The sequence below is a fragment of the Streptomyces sp. NBC_00878 genome, assembly GCF_026341515.1.
Classification (GTDB): Bacteria; Actinomycetota; Actinomycetes; order Streptomycetales; family Streptomycetaceae; genus Streptomyces.
Genome location: NZ_JAPEOK010000001.1, coordinates 1798768 through 1813179 on the forward strand (window position 1 = coordinate 1798768; position 14412 = coordinate 1813179).

At 72.4% G+C, this 14412-nt stretch carries 12 protein-coding genes and 1 pseudogene; 2 read left to right on the forward strand and 11 right to left on the reverse strand.

Annotation, left to right across the window (positions count from 1 at the left end; genetic code table 11):
• The first annotated feature begins 68 nt into the window (after positions 1 to 68).
• The gene (locus OHA11_RS07325; RefSeq protein ID WP_266493174.1) at positions 69 to 884 is read left to right on the forward strand and encodes a class I SAM-dependent methyltransferase; all 816 of its coding nucleotides are present in this window, start codon (positions 69 to 71) and stop codon (positions 882 to 884) included.
• Between the two features lie 145 nt (positions 885 to 1029).
• Here OHA11_RS07325 and OHA11_RS07330 read toward each other — a convergent pair whose 3' ends face one another.
• The gene (locus OHA11_RS07330) at positions 1030 to 2877 is read right to left on the reverse strand and encodes a transketolase (RefSeq protein WP_266493176.1); all 1848 of its coding nucleotides are present in this window, start codon (positions 2875 to 2877) and stop codon (positions 1030 to 1032) included.
• Between the two features lie 418 nt (positions 2878 to 3295).
• On the opposite strand from OHA11_RS07330, the gene OHA11_RS07335 reads away from it, so the two are divergent.
• Positions 3296 to 3649, forward strand: coding sequence for a VOC family protein (locus OHA11_RS07335; RefSeq protein ID WP_266493178.1), 354 nt, complete (start codon positions 3296 to 3298; stop codon positions 3647 to 3649).
• 23 nt (positions 3650 to 3672) lie between these two features.
• Here the strand turns inward: OHA11_RS07335 and OHA11_RS07340 are convergent, their stop codons facing one another.
• From OHA11_RS07340 to OHA11_RS07385, 10 genes and pseudogenes are all read right to left on the reverse strand, one after another.
• Positions 3673 to 5691, reverse strand: a complete 2019-nt coding sequence (locus OHA11_RS07340; RefSeq protein WP_266493180.1) for a DUF5107 domain-containing protein — start codon at positions 5689 to 5691, stop codon at positions 3673 to 3675.
• A 40-nt stretch (positions 5692 to 5731) separates the two neighbouring features.
• A pseudogene (locus OHA11_RS07345) lies at positions 5732 to 6264 on the reverse strand (arginase family protein).
• Between the two features lie 5 nt (positions 6265 to 6269).
• Complete coding sequence (locus OHA11_RS07350) at positions 6270 to 6815, reverse strand: GNAT family N-acetyltransferase (RefSeq protein WP_266493182.1); 546 nt, start codon at positions 6813 to 6815, stop codon at positions 6270 to 6272.
• 146 nt (positions 6816 to 6961) lie between these two features.
• Positions 6962 to 7210 carry a DUF1049 domain-containing protein gene (locus OHA11_RS07355; RefSeq protein WP_266493183.1) on the reverse strand — a complete coding sequence of 83 codons (249 nt, stop codon included), beginning with the start codon at positions 7208 to 7210 and terminating at the stop codon, positions 6962 to 6964.
• A 101-nt stretch (positions 7211 to 7311) separates the two neighbouring features.
• Entirely contained in the window at positions 7312 to 8235 is a 924-nt protein-coding gene (locus OHA11_RS07360; protein WP_266493184.1) for an LD-carboxypeptidase, read from the reverse strand.
• Positions 8232 to 10289: a prolyl oligopeptidase family serine peptidase gene (locus OHA11_RS07365; RefSeq protein ID WP_266493186.1), complete on the reverse strand. Its 2058-nt coding sequence runs from the start codon at positions 10287 to 10289 to the stop codon at positions 8232 to 8234. Before OHA11_RS07365 ends, OHA11_RS07360 begins: the two co-directional genes overlap by 4 nt.
• Positions 10290 to 10295: 6 nt before the next feature.
• A complete protein-coding gene (locus OHA11_RS07370; RefSeq protein WP_266493188.1) occupies positions 10296 to 11705 on the reverse strand; it encodes a M20/M25/M40 family metallo-hydrolase in 1410 nt (469 codons plus the stop codon).
• On the reverse strand, positions 11698 to 12534 hold the full coding sequence (locus OHA11_RS07375; RefSeq protein WP_266493190.1) for a M55 family metallopeptidase: 837 nt from the start codon (positions 12532 to 12534) through the stop codon (positions 11698 to 11700). Before OHA11_RS07375 ends, OHA11_RS07370 begins: the two co-directional genes overlap by 8 nt.
• Before the next feature lie 71 nt (positions 12535 to 12605).
• On the reverse strand, positions 12606 to 13283 hold the full coding sequence (locus OHA11_RS07380) for a GntR family transcriptional regulator (RefSeq protein WP_266493192.1): 678 nt from the start codon (positions 13281 to 13283) through the stop codon (positions 12606 to 12608).
• A gap of 53 nt (positions 13284 to 13336) precedes the next feature.
• The gene (locus tag OHA11_RS07385) at positions 13337 to 14338 is read right to left on the reverse strand and encodes a proline racemase family protein (RefSeq protein ID WP_266493194.1); all 1002 of its coding nucleotides are present in this window, start codon (positions 14336 to 14338) and stop codon (positions 13337 to 13339) included.
• Positions 14339 to 14412 lie beyond the last annotated feature (74 nt).

Genomic DNA, 14412 nt, shown 5'->3' on the forward strand with positions numbered 1-14412 from the left:
CGGAGCGGCTCCGCAGGCCCGGCCCGGTCGAGGGTCACGAGTCGAGGTTACGAAGGGATGGGGACGCCATGTCGAAGGAGACCGCCGTCTACACGCACGGCCACCACGAGTCCGTGCTGCGCTCGCACACCTGGCGCACGGCCGCCAACTCGGCGGCCTACCTCCTGCCCTCGCTGAAGCCGCACATGAAGATCCTGGACATCGGATGCGGGCCCGGGACCATCACCGCCGACCTGGCGGAACTGGTCCCGGACGGACACGTCACCGCCGTCGACCACGCACCCGGCATCCTGGACCAGGCCCGGTCCACGGCGGCCGAACGCGGCCTGGAGAACGTCGAGTTCGCGGTCGCGGACGTCCACGCGCTGGAGTACCCGGACGACACCTTCTGCATCGTCCACGCGCACCAGGTGCTCCAGCACGTGGGCGACCCGGTGCAGGCGCTGCGCGAGATGTACCGGGTCACGAAGCCGGGCGGCTTCGTGGCCGTCCGCGACGGGGACTACGCGGCGATGACCTGGTACCCGCCATCGCCGGGCATGGACGACTGGCTGGACCTCTACCGGCGCGTGGCCCGCGCGAACGGCGGTGAGCCGGACGCCGGGCGGCGTCTCAAGTCCTGGGCGCTGACGGCCGGTTTCACCGACGTCACCGCCTCGTCGAGCACCTGGTGCTACGCCACCGCCGACGAACGCGCCTGGTGGAGCGGCCTGTGGGCGGACCGTACGGTCGCCTCCGCGTACGCGGACCGCGCCACGGAGGGCGGTCACGCGACGGCGGAGCAGTTGGACGCGGTCTCGGAGGCGTGGCGGGCGTGGGGGCGGCAGGAGGACGGGTGGTTCTCGGTCCTGCACGGGGAAATTCTCTGCCGGAAACCGGTCTGATTTCCGCGCTCCGGGAAACCTTCTGCGTGAACCGGGGCCCGCCGAGCCCGTCTCCGGCCGGTGCACCTCGACCGCGCGCCGACCGGCCCGCACGGACCGTGTACCGGCCATGGTCACTCCTTCCGGGCCTGCGGTGCGGCGCGGGTCAGCGCACGACCGCGTGTTCCACCAGCAGCTTCGCCGAGGCCGCGATCGACTCGGCGTCGATGCCGACGGCGTGCAACTGCTCGTCGGGCGTGGCCGAGCCGGGCATCGTACGCACGGCGAGGCGGACCAGGCGGGGCGTGGGGCGGCCGTCGATGAAGGCGTCGAGGACCGCGTCGCCGAGGCCGCCCTCCTCGTGGTGGTCCTCCACGGTCAGCAGGCAGCCGGTGTGCTCGGCGGCCTCGCGCAGGGCGAGCCGGTCGACGGGCTTGACCGAGTACAGGTCGATGACCTGCACGGAGATGCCGTCGGCGGCCAGCGCGTCCGCGGCCTTCAGCGCCTCGTGCACGCTCACTCCGGCGGCGACGACGGTCAGCCGGTCCTGCGGGGAGACCCGCAGCACCTTGCTGCCGCCGACCGGGAACTCCTCGTTCGGGCCGTACAGGACCGGCATCTCGCCACGCGAGGTCCGCAGATAGCGGACGCCCTCGCAGCCCGCCATCGTGGCGACGAGCTTGGCCGTCTGGTTGGCGTCGCACGGATACAGCACGGTCGAGCCGTGCACCGCCCGGAACATCGCCAGGTCCTCAAGACCCATCTGCGAGGGCCCGTCCTGGCCGATCGCGACACCCGCGTGAGAGCCGACGAGGTTGATACCGGCCCCGCTGACGGACGCCATCCGGACGAAGTCGTGGGCGCGCGTGAGGAACGCGGCGAAGGTCGACACGTACGGCACCCAGCCGCGCGCGGCGAGCCCCACCGCCGCCGCGACGAGCTGCTGTTCGGCGATGTAGCACTCGAAGAACCGGTCGGGGTGCTCCTTCGCGAAGAACTCGGCGCGCGTCGAGTCGCTCACCTCGCCGTCGAGAGCGACGACGTCCCCGCGCGCGGTGCCGAGCGCGGCGAGTGCCTGCCCGTACGCGTCACGGGTGGCGACCGAGTCGCCGGTCTCGTAGCGCGGCAGTTCCAGGTGTCCGGCGCGTACGGCGTGCAGCATCCGGGCAGGGGGCGGCGGCTGGACCTCGACGCGGAGGTCGCGCACCCCGCCGAGTTCCTCGATGGCCTCGTCGGCGTCGGGCAGCGGCTTGCCGTGCAGGCCCTCGCGGTCCTGGACGGATGCGACGCCCTTGCCCTTGAGGGTGCGGGCGAGGATCGCGGTGGGCTGTCCGACGGTGGAGGCCGCCTCGCCGTACGCGCGGTCGATCGCGTCCACGTCATGGCCGTCGACCTCGATGGTGTGCCAGCCGAAGGCATGGAAGCGGCGGGCGTACGCGTCGAGGTCGTGGCCGTGCCGGGTGGGGCCGCGCTGGCCGAGCCGGTTGACGTCCACGATCGCGGTGAGGTTGTCGAGGTGCTCGTATCCGGCGTGCTCGGCCGCCTCCCACACGGACCCCTCGGCCAGCTCGCTGTCGCCGCACAGCACCCACACGCGATAGCCGACCCGGTCGAGCCGCTTGCCGGACAGCGCGATGCCCACGCCGACGGGGAGCCCCTGCCCGAGCGACCCGGTAGCCGTCTCCACCCACGGCAGCCGGCGCGGTGTCGGGTGCCCTTCGAGGCGGCTGCCGAGCTTGCGGAACGTCATCAGCTCGGTGTCGTTGAGCGCCCCGGCCGCCTTGTACGCGGCGTACAGCAGCGGTGAGGCGTGGCCCTTGGAGAGGATGAAGCGGTCGTTGCCGGGGTGGGCGGGACGGTCGAAGTCGTAGCGCAGATGGTGGGCGAACAGGACCGCCAGGAGGTCGGCGGCGGACATCGAGGACGTGGGGTGCCCGGATCCCGCCGCGGCGGCGGCCCGCACACTGTCCACACGCAACTGCTGCCCCAGTTCGGTGAGTTGACGGGTGTTCATGACTCTCCTTCCACGGGGCTGCGGCAGGGCCGCGAGGCGTCGGGCTGCCAGGGGCCGCGCCCGCCTGCCCGGGGCGAGCGCCTCCGGCGGAGTCGATCGTTCGGGGGCTTTCCGCGTCCCCCTGGCCGGGACGCCCAAACGTCGGTGTCCCCACCGACGACGTTTCGCACCGGGCGACCACTCGGCGGGCCAGTGGTCGGTGGTCACGGGGACCGGTCGGGCGCGGTTCCGGCCGCGCGGTTCCGCGGCCGGGTGATCCGTGCCCGGACCGGCGTCTCCTCCCCAATTGTCCGGGGCGCGGCCCGTCACCGCATCCCCCGCGACGGAGGCGCACCGGTTGGGTACGCCTCCGCGGGTCGGCGGGGCCGGTGCTACGCCTCCCCGGGGCACCCCGCTCACACCCACTAGGCTCGTCCGCATGGACATTCTGGGAGCCACGCTGCGCATCTGCGTCGACGACCTGGAGACTGCGGTCCCCTTCTACGAGAAGCTGGCGGGCGGACCGGCGCTCCGCTTCGAGCGAGGCGGCGTCTCCGTCGCCGCCGTCGGCTGCTTCTTGCTGATGAGCGGACCGGAGTCGGAGCTGGAGGTGCTCCGCAAGGTCTCGGCGACCATCGCCGTGAAGGACGTCGACGAAGCCCACCGGGTCCTCACCGACTCGGGAGCCCGCGTCCTGGCGGGCCCGGTGGCAACCCCCGTCGGCCGCAACCTGATCGCGATGCACCCGGACGGCTACGTGTACGAGTACGTGGACCGCCGCGCGGCCGAGTAGGCCACCCGGCGCCCACGCCCAAGTCACCCCGCGCTGTCGGCGCCGGGCGGTCGCATCCGGAAGTCGTAGCGCTCGGGCAGCGGTTCGTCGGTGATCCGGGACCAGAGCAGCCCGATCGCCTCGGCTCCTTCACGCAGGTCGGCCACCTCGAAGCCCGCGTCGAAGACGGCCCGTGCCGCGTCCTTGTCACCCTCGGCGAGCAGCAACTCCGCCTCGATCAGCTTGAACCGGCCGCGAATGGGGGTACCTCCCACGCCCTTAAGGCAGTGGGGGAGGGTCACCGGGCGCAGCCGCTCCCACACGGAGCGCGCGTCCGCCGTGCGCCGCACCGCGAGGAGCGCGGCGATCGTCTCCCGCCCGAGCGCGGCCGTGGCGGCCGTCCAGGCCTCCCCGTCGTCGCGCCGCTCCCGGCACAGGTCGTCGAAGGCGTCCGCGTACCGGTCGGCGGCCCGCTCCCGGTTGCCCGCCTCCTGGTCGGCGACGGCGAGACAGCGCAGCAACGGCCAGAGGGACGGGGCGAGTTCAAGCGCCCGCTCCCAGCTGCGTACGGCCTGCGCCCGGTCACCGGAGTGCCACTGGGCGACCCCCAGGTGGTACTCGGCGAGCGGCTTCGCGGGCGCCGTCTCCAGCATGTCCCGCCAGTGCCGGGCGACGAGCGTCTCCCCGGGCGGTGCCACCCGGCGCGGCTCCGGGAAGGCCCCGGACCGGAGCAACTCAGCCCAGGGTGCCTGCGCGTCCCCGAGCGTGGCCTCCTCGAAGGGCGTACCGGGCAACTTCAGTGCACCGCACAGGACTTCGAGCGCGCCCCAGCCCGATCCGACGGCGAGGACCTCACCGGGTTCGGTGTCGGCGGACGCCCGCCAGTTCTCGTACGCGGTCTCGAACTCCCCGCGCGGCAGCACCTGTTGGAGCCGGTCGGCGACACCGGAACGCGCTGCGGCCCAGTCGGTGCCGTGCACGGTCTCGGCGTCGGCCGTCAGCGGGCCGTACGCCTCCAGCCACGCCACCTCGCTCTCCGCTTCGAGGCGGCCGTGTTCCAACTGGGTGCGGGCGAGCCCGGCCTGGATCTCGCAGTAGCCGCCGGTGCCGGGCTCGGTGAGCCACTCCTGCCAGCGCCGCCCGCCGGTACCGGACCCCCACACGAAGAGCTTGCGTCCGCGGAGCACGTCGGTGGACGTCTGCACGAGCCCCTGCCCGGTCTCGTCCAGGGCGGCGATCCAGCGCCGCTGCCCATCGGGCACCTCGTAGAAGTAGTCGGCCGGGTACTCGCCGCGCGGCGGATACGTCCGGTCGACACCCGCGTACGCCGGAACCGGCACCCGGCGCAGCCGTCGCTCGTAGCCGAAGTGCCAGGCCTCCTCGGCGGGTACGAGGACCCGGCGTTCCTCGGGGACGGCGGTGTTGGACCACCAGTACAGCGGCGCGGCCTTCTCGTGCGGATTGCGGACGCGTACGCCGACGTACAGGAAGTCGGAGCCCTCCGGCAGCCACAGGTCGACCTGGAACGGCAGGTCGCGCAGCCGTTCCCACTCCCACAGGCGCAGCATCTCGCCGCCGTCGGGCGCGGTGACGCGGGCCGCGTGCAGGGGTGCGCAGGCGAGGGTCGAGTGGCCGGTGGCGCCGATGTTCCATTCGATGCCGCCGGAGAACCAGGCGCCGTTGAGCGCGAAGTCGGCGGGCTGCAACACCGGGTTGCGATAGAGGAGTTCGCGGTCGGACGGCTTGTGGAAGAGGGAGACGACACGGCCGCCGTAGCCGGGCAGCACGGTCGCGCGCAGCCGGTCGTTCTGGATGACGAGCGCCTCGACCTCACGCGGAGCTCGCGTTCTCCCGTATCCGTCCCGGACGCGCTCGGGCAGGAGGCTGCGCAGCGGCTCGTAGCCGATCTGGCGGGCCATGTCGCGGGGCAGGCCCTCGCGTTCCCGCTCGTCCACGTGGTGTGTCTCGTCGAGCGGACGCAGTGGAGGGAGTGGGTTGCTGGGGCCCAACTCCGCGACCGGAAGCGTCAGTACGTCACGTCGGATGGTCGTCACGTCGACCATGGAACAGGGTGGACGGCGAGCCGACCAGGGGCACTCCCGGTCAGGATTGCGCAAAGGCCGCGACGACGATGTCGGCGAGCAGGGCGCCCGCGCTCCCGTCCGGGTCCAGGTCGGGGTCGGGGTCGGGGTCGTAGATGGTGACGGTGAAGCCCACGCAGTGCGGGGAGTTCACCAACGGCCGCAGCAGCGCGGTCAGTTCGTCGGGCAGCAGTCCGCCGGGGTCGGGGCTGTCGACGGCGGGCATCACGGTCGGGTCGAGCACGTCGGCGTCGAGGTGGACCCAGAAGCCGTCCAGTTCCGGCACGTCGAAGGCCTGGGCGGTGGCCCGCGCCAGGGCGTCGGCGCCCCACTCGCGCACCTCGCCGACGGTCACCGTGGGGATCTTCAGCGCGGCGAGTTCGGCCCGGTCCTCCTCGAAGGCGTCGCGGATGCCGAAGAACCGGACGTCCTCGTCCCGCAGATCCGCTGCTCGCGCAGAGCGCCCGCGAGCTTGTAGCAGCCGGGGACGGTGCCCGGGGCCGGCGGGCGAAGGCCCAGGTTCGACGGGGCGTCCAGGACGACGAGGTTCCGCATGGGACTCACGTTCGAATCATATCGGCGGTGATGGCCCAGCGTTCGTGGTCCCGCCAGGCCCCGTCGATGAAGAGGAACTCCGGCGAGAAGCCTTCGAGACGGAAGCCGCAGTGGCGGGCCAGGGCGATCGAGGCGGCGTTGTCCGGCTGGACGTTGATCTCCAGCCGGTGCAGTCCGAGCCTGCCGAACGCGTACCGCACCACCAGGTCGAGCCCCTCCCCCATCAGCCCGCGTCCGGCCGCGTGCGCGAAGGCCCCGTACCCGAGCGCCCCGCACTGGAAGGCGCCCTCCACGATGTTGTTGATGTTGATGAACCCGGCGATCCCCCCGCCGTCCTTCTCGCAGACGAGGAACCCGGCCTTCGTCGGATCCTCGGTCAGCCGTCCCGCGTACGAGGCGTAGGCGACAGCGCTGACCGGCGGGAACAGCCAGGGCTGGTGCAGCCCCTTGCTCTCGCGCACCCGGGCGACGAACTCGGCGCAGTCCTCGTGGGTGTAGTGGCGTACACCCACGCGGGAGCCTTCGGCGAGGTATTCGGTGGAGCCATGCATCCCGCCACGGTAGCGCTCCGCTGGGAGCGTGGTGATGTGTCCGCGGGTCCGGTGGGGGCTGAGCGCGCCCACGCGGCGGAGCCGCATATCGATACAGCCCCGCGCCCCTTGAGGGGGCGCGCCCCCTCAAGGGGCGCCCCGGCCGCTCAGCTTCGGCGCCTAATGAAATACGCCCCGCACAGCGAGCCGATCACCGCCGTGGCGAGCAGGGCCATCCACAGGGGCATGGTGACCTCGGGGATCAGGAGGCGGATCTTGGTGGCGCGGGTGTTCTCGAAGATGAAGACCAGCCCCAGCACGGCCAGGGCGATGACCGACACCCGCCCGGGCGTCATCAGGTTCCGGCCGCCGGCCTTGCCGCCGCCACCACTGCTCTCCGAGATCTTCGGGCTCATGCGATCAGCATGGGCTCGGGAGTGCGGGGAGCGCGCGGTGAGGGGTTCCTCCGGGTGAGGGAGGGGGTGGACGAAGCGACCCCGGAAGAACCCCTCAGGCGTCAGACCAACGCCGGCACGTCCAGCGTCAGCGTCCCCGCCCCGGCGTCCAGTTCCCCCGGCACCCCGAACGGCAGCGTCAGTGCCCCCTCACAGTGGCCGAAGCCGAACTCCTCGGCGATCGGCACGCCGAGCCCGCCGAGCCGGTCGAGGACGAGCGCCCTGATCCGGTCGTACGGGTCGCACCGCTCCCAGGAGCCGAGCAGGACCCCGGTGACGCCGTCGAGCCACCCGGCGCGCAGGAGCTGCGTGAGGTAGCGGTCCAGGCGGTACGTCTCCTCGCCCACGTCCTCCAGGCAGAGGAGGCCGCCGCGTGCCGAGGGCCGCGCGTGGGGTGTGCCGAGGTCGGCGGCGAGCAGGCTCAGGCAGCCGCCGAGGAGGACGCCCCTGGCCCGCCCCGGCACCAGCGCGCGCCCGGCCGAGGTGAGGGTCCGTACCGACTCGGGCTCGAAGAGGGTCGCCCGCAGGTGCTCCTGGGCCCGCGCGTTCTTGATGAAGTCGATGCCCGCGGCCATCGGCCCGTGCAGCGTCACGAGCCCCAGCCGGGTCGCGAAGGCCTCGTGCAGCGCCGTGATGTCGCTGAAGCCGAGGAGCACCTTGGGTCCCGCGGCCCGCAGAGCGTCCCAGTCGAGCAGTTCGACCATGCGCTGCACGCCGTAGCCGCCGCGGGCGCACAGCACGGCGTCCACGGTCGGGTCGCACCAGGCGGACTGGAGGTCGGCGGCCCGGTCTGCGTCGGTGCCCGCCAGGTAGGCGAACGTCCCGTGCCGGTCGAGGACATGGGGCGCCACGACCGGCTCCAGGTCCCAGCCGCGCAGGATGTCGAGGCCTGACTGGAGCCGCTCCTCGGGCACCGGGCCGCTCGGCGCGACGACGACGACACGGGCGCCGGGAGTCAGCCGCCGGGGTCGTGCGAGTTCCTTCACTTGGCGAGCTCCAGGGTGGGGATGCCGGGCGGATTCAGGCCGAACACCTGGGCGTACAGGGAGAGTTCGGACTCCAGGGCCCGCACCATCGTGTCGGCCCGCCGGAAGCCGTGCCCCTCGCCCTCGAAGGCGATGTACGCGTGCGGCAGCGGCCGGGCCCGCTCCGCCAGCCTGGCCAGGAACCGCTCGCACTGCGTGGGCGGGCAGACGGCGTCGTCGAGGCCCTGGAGGAGCAGGAAGGGCGCGGTGACGCGGTCGGCGTGCTCGGTGGGCGAGCGCTCGGCGTACCGGCCGGGGACCTCGGCGAGCGGTCCGACGAGCGTCTCCAGGTACTGGGACTCGAAGTCGTGGGTCTCGCTCTCACCCCAGCCCACCAGGTCGAGGACGGGGTAGAGGATTGTCCCGCAGGCGTACACATCGGTGCTCACCAGGGACGCGGCCGTGGTCCAGCCGCCCGCGCTGCCGCCGCGGATGGCGAGCCGGCCGCGGTCGGCGGTGCCCTCCTCGGCGAGGGCGAGCGCGACGGCCGCGCAGTCCTCGACGTCCACGACACCCCACTGCTCGCGCAGCCGGTTGCGGTACTCGCGGCCGTACCCGGTGGATCCGCCGTAGTTGACCTCGGCGACTCCGATGCCGCGCGAGGTGAAGTACGCGATCTGCAGGTCGAGGACGAGCGGGGAGCGGGCGGTGGGGCCGCCGTGCGCCCAGAGGACGTACGGCGGGAGTTCGTCGCCGGGGGCGACCTGGCCGGGGTGGTGCGGCGGGTAGATGTGCGCGTGGATCTCACGCCCGGCGGGCCCGCTGAACGTACGGATCTGCGGTTCCGGGTAGTACGCGGGGTCGACCGGGTCGTCGTGCGGGGCGCCGACGACCCGCGCCCGGCCCGTGCGGGCGTCCAGTTCGACGACCTCGTAGGCGCTGCGCGGGCTGGCCGCGACGGCCGCGACCCGGCTGCCGTCGGTGGCGAGCGTGGCCGCGTACTCCGTCCAGGGTCCGGCCGCGTCGACGACCTCGCCGGTCTCCGGGTCGAGGATGCCGAGCGCGCCCGCGCCCCGCCCGTGCACGACGGCGATCAGCCCGCTCTCCAGCGGCGCGAACCAGCGCAGCCCGACCTTCCACAGCGGCCCGCCGAACTCCTCCTCGCGCGTACAGAGGGCCTTGCCGCCGCGAACGTCTCGGCCATCGCGGTCGTCGTCTCGGCCGTCGTCTCGGCCGTCGCCACTGTCCCGGTCATCGCGGTCGTCGCGGTAGAGGTTCCACCAGCCGGTGCGGTCGCTCGCGTAGAGCAGGGTGCCGTCGGCGGACCAGTCGGCCTGGGCGATCGACTCGTCCGGGCCGCCGGCGGCCTTCCGGGCCTGCCGCAGCGTCCCGTCGGGGCCGACGTCGGCCACCATCAGTTCGGTCCCGTCCCACGGCATCCGCGGATGGTCCCAGACCAGCCAGGCCGCGCGCCGCCCGTCCGGCGAGACACGCGGCCCGGTGACGAACCGGTGCTGCCCGTCGGTGAGTTCACGTACCGCGTCCTGGTCCTGCGCGGCCGAGCCGTCCAGCGGCACCGCGGCGACGACCCGGCGCACGTCGGTCGGCCCGTCGCCGGTGAACTCCTCCAGTACGCACCAGACTTCGCCGAGTTCGACGCGCAACCGCGGGTCCACCCAGCGCAGTCCGCCGCCCACCGGCGACACGGGCGTCAGGGGGCGCGGCCCCTTGTCCGGGTCGCCGGGCTCGTACGCGTACAGCCGCTGGTCGGCAAAGTCGACGAAGACCACCAGCGGGCCGTCGTCGCCGACCACCCCGGTCCAGGGCTGTCCGCCGTACTCCATGACGCGGCTGCGCACGTTCCACGGGGCGGGCAGCACCGACTCCTCGGTGCCGTCGGCGCGACGGCGCACCAGGGTGCGGCGGCCACCCTCGGCGGGCCGGGGCTCGGTCCACCAGACCTCGTCGCCGACGAAGCCGACGAAGTCGGGGTGGCCGTCGTGCGCGGCGGCGAGCGACGCGTCGATGGGCGAGGGCCAGGAACCGTAGGCCAGGGTCTGCACGATGTCCCCCATTTTTCCCTAGGCCGTGCGCAGAAAGCGGTCGAGTACCCGGACGCCGAAGTGCAGCGCCTCGACGGGCACGCGCTCGTCGACACCGTGGAAGAGGGCCTGGTAGTCGAAGCCCGGCGGGAGCTTCAGCGGCGCGAACCCGTATCCGGTGATGCCGAGGCGCGAGAACTGCTTGGCGTCCGTGCCGCCGGACATGCAGTACGGCACGACATGCCCGCCGGGCGCGAACTCCTCAACGGCGGCACGCATGTTGGCGTACGTCGTCGAGTCCACCGGCGCCTGGAGGGCCACCTCACGGTGGTGGAACTCCCACTCCACGTCCGGCCCGGTGAGCTGGTCAAGGGTCACGCGGAACTCGTCCTCGGTGCCGGGCAGATAGCGTCCGTCGACGTACGCGACGGCCTCCCCCGGAATGACGTTCACCTTGTAACCGGCGTTCAGCATGGTGGGGTTGGCGCTGTTGCGCACGGTGGCCTCGACGAGCGAGGCGGCAGGCCCGAGCTTGTGCAGCAGGGCGTCGATGTCGTCGAAATCGGGCTCGATGCCGTACACCGCGGCCATTTCGGTGAGCGCGGCGCGGACCGTCGGGGTGATCCGTACGGGCCACTCGTGGGCGCCGATCCGCGCGATGGCGGCGGCGAGACGGGTCACCGCGTTCTCCCGGTTCACCTTGGAGCCGTGGCCGGCCCGGCCGTGTGCGGTGAGCTTCAGCCAGCCGGTGCCGCGCTCGCCCGCCGCGACGGGATACAGCTCGCGGCCGGAGCCGTCGTGGAAGGTGAAGGCCCCGGACTCGCTGATGCCCTCGGTGCACCCCTCGAAGAGCCCCGGGTGCTCGTCGGCGAGGAAGCCCGAGCCGTCCTCGGCACTCGCCTCCTCGTCGGCGGTGAAGGCGATCACGAGGTCGCGCCGGGAGCGCACGCCCGCGCGTGCCCACTGCCGTACGACCGCGAGGATCATCGCGTCCATGTTCTTCATGTCGACCGCGCCCCGGCCCCAGACGACCCCGTCGCGGACCTCCCCGGAGAACGGGTGCACGCTCCAGTCCTCCGCCTGCGCCGGTACGACGTCCAGGTGACCGTGGACGAGCAGCGCGTCGGCGGACGGGTCGGTGCCCTCCAGGCGCGCGACGACGTTCGCCCGCCCCTTCGTGCGCTCCAGGAGCGTCGGCTCCAGGCCCGCCTCGGCGAGCAGCGCGGCCGCGTACTCGGCGGCCGGCCGCTCCTGGCAGTCCCCGCCGCCGCGGTTGGTCGTGTCTATCCGGATGAGGTCGGAGGTGAACCGGACGACCTCGTCGAGGGCCTGCCCGTCGACCGTCCCTTCCCGCACCGCCTGATCCTTGGCCGTCCCCTTCTTGGCGGCCTGGTCCTTGGCCACCTGATCCTTGGCCGTCCGGTCGTCGTCCGTGCTCCGGTCAGCCATAGCTCTCCTCCACGGCGGCCGAGACGATCGTGGTGACCGCCTTGAAGGTACGAATCCCCTCGTACATGGTCGGGCTGGTGTACGCGACCTTCCGCTCTCCGGCGCGCTCGACGCCCGGGACGACGGTGCCCGCCATCGCGAGGTGTTCGGCGTCGAACTCCAGGGCCACGGTGAACGGGCCGCCGTCCACGGGCTCGTGCCGCACCGCGAGCCGCGTGGCCTCCTTGGCGGCGGCCCGGATGTCCGACGCCGTACGCGCCGGTGTGCGGCACACGGCCGCGTACCGCGAGACATGGTCCTTGACGGCGACCTTCAGCGCCTCTGGGGCGTAGCCGAGCGCATCCTCACAGGCCACGTCGTCGCCGGTGACGAGGACGACGGGGACGCCGTACTCGGCTACGACATGCGCGTTGAGCAGGCCCTCGCTGGCGCGTACGTCGTTGATCCAGACGCCGGTGATCGAGTTGGCGAGGTAGGTGTGGGCGAGGACGCCCTCCATGCCCGCTCCCGCGTGGTAGCCGACGAACGCGATGCCGTCGATGTCGCCGTGCTGCACGCCCTCCACCATGGACAGCGACTTGTGCCGCCCGGTGAGCATCTGCGCCCGTTCGTCCAGCTGCTCCAGGAGCAGGTTGCGCATGGTCCAGTGGGCCTCGTTGATGAGGACCTCGTCGGCGCCGCCGTCGAGGAAGCCGAGGACAGCCGCGTTCACGTCCGAGGTGAACATCGACCGGCACCGCTCCCACTGCGGTGTGCCCGGCAGCACGTCGGCCGGCCAGGTCACCCCGGTGGCGCCCTCCATGTCGGCGCTGATGAGGATCTTTACCATGCTCCAGTTGTATCGCAGTCGGGAGGAGCCCCACAGGGGAGGCCACTCAGCCGGACGAACCATCGAAGCCTTCACTCGGCCGCCCACAGCCCCCGTACGTGTCCGAGGTGACGGGTCATGACGGCCCGTACGGCTTCTTCGTCGCGGGCGATGAGCGCGTCGAGGATGTCCAGGTGCTCCGCCGCGGACGCCTCCAGGCGGCCCGCCTCGACCAGTGCGTGCAGGCCGTAGAGGCGGGAGCGCTTGCGGAGGTCGCGGACCACGTCGACCAGGTGGTCGTTGCCCGCGAGGGCCAGGAGTCCGAGGTGGAAGCGCATGTCCGCCTCGACATGTGCGATGAGGTCACCGGTCGCGGCGGCCGTGACGCTCTCCTCCGCGGCCGGACGCAGTGCCTCCAGCGCGGCCGGGTCGGCGCCGACGGCGAGGGACACCGTCGTGGGGATCTCGATGAGCGAGCGGATGTGCGTGTACTCGTCGAGCTGCTTCTCGGACACGGCGGTGACCCGGAAGCCCTTGTTCGGCACGGTGTCGACCAGGCCCTCCTTGGCGAGGTCGAGCATGGCCTCGCGGACGGGTGTGGCGGAGACACCGAAGCGGGCGGCGAGGGCCGGCGCGGAGTACACCTCGCCCGGCCGCAGTTCCCCGGCGATGAGGGCGGCCCGCAGCGCGTCCGCGACACGCTCGCGGTAACTGGGCTTCTTGCCGCCCAGCGTGGGCAGGACGGGGGCGGTGGCGCGCTGGACGGGCATCCGGGATTTCCTTGTCGTGTTCGTGTTCGTGGTCGTGGTCGTGATCGTGGGCCTCAGAGGACGAAGCCCGCCGGGAACGGGTCGCTGGGGTCGAGCAGATACTGGGCGGTGCCGGTCACCCAGGCGCGCCCGGTGAAGCTCGGCAGGACCGCCGGGATCCCGGCGACCTCGGTGGTGCCGAGGAGCCGGCCGGTGAAGTGGGTTCCGATGAAGGACTCGTTCACGAACTCGGTGTTCAGGGGGAGTTCGCCGCGCGCGTGCAGCTGCGCCATGCGTGCGGAGGTGCCCGTACCGCAGGGCGAGCGGTCGAACCAGCCGGGGTGGATGGCCATGGCGTGCCGCGAATGCCGGGCAGTCGAGCCCGGGGCGGTGAGCTGCACATGATGACAACCCCGGATGGACGGGTCCTCGGGATGAACGGGCTCCCCCTCGGCGTTGACGGCGTCCATCAGCGAGAGCCCGGCCGCGAGAATGTCGTCCTTGCGGGCCCGGTCGAAGGGCAGCCCGAACTGGTCGAGCGGCAGGATCGCGTAGAAGTTGCCGCCGTACGCCAGGTCGTAGGTCACCGTCCGCCCGTCGGCGAGCCGGATCTTGCGGTCGAGGGCGACGGAGAAGGACGGCACGTTCTTGAGCGTGACCGCCCTGGCGGCGCCGTCCTCCACCGCCACCTCGGCGACGACGAGCCCGGCCGGGGTGTCGAGGCGGATCGTGGTCACCGGCTCGACGACCTCGACCATGCCGGTCTCCACGAGGACGGTCGCGACCCCGATGGTCCCGTGCCCGCACATCGGGAGATAGCCCGACACCTCGATGTAGATGACGCCGTAGTCGCAGTCGGGACGGGTCGGCGGCTGGAGGATGGCGCCGCTCATCGCCGCGTGCCCGCGCGGCTCGTTCATCAGCAACTGCTTGATGTCGTCGCGGTGTTCACGGAAGTACAGCCGCCGCTCGTTCATGGTCGAGCCCGGGACCGTGCCGATGCCTCCGGTGATCACGCGGGTCGGCATGCCCTCGGTGTGCGAGTCGACGGCGTGCAGGACGAGTTTGCTGCGCATGGGTCTCCCTGAGGGGTGAGGTCTCCCGCGAGTTCGCGATCGCCGGTGTACCGCCGGTGTTTCGCCGATGCGGT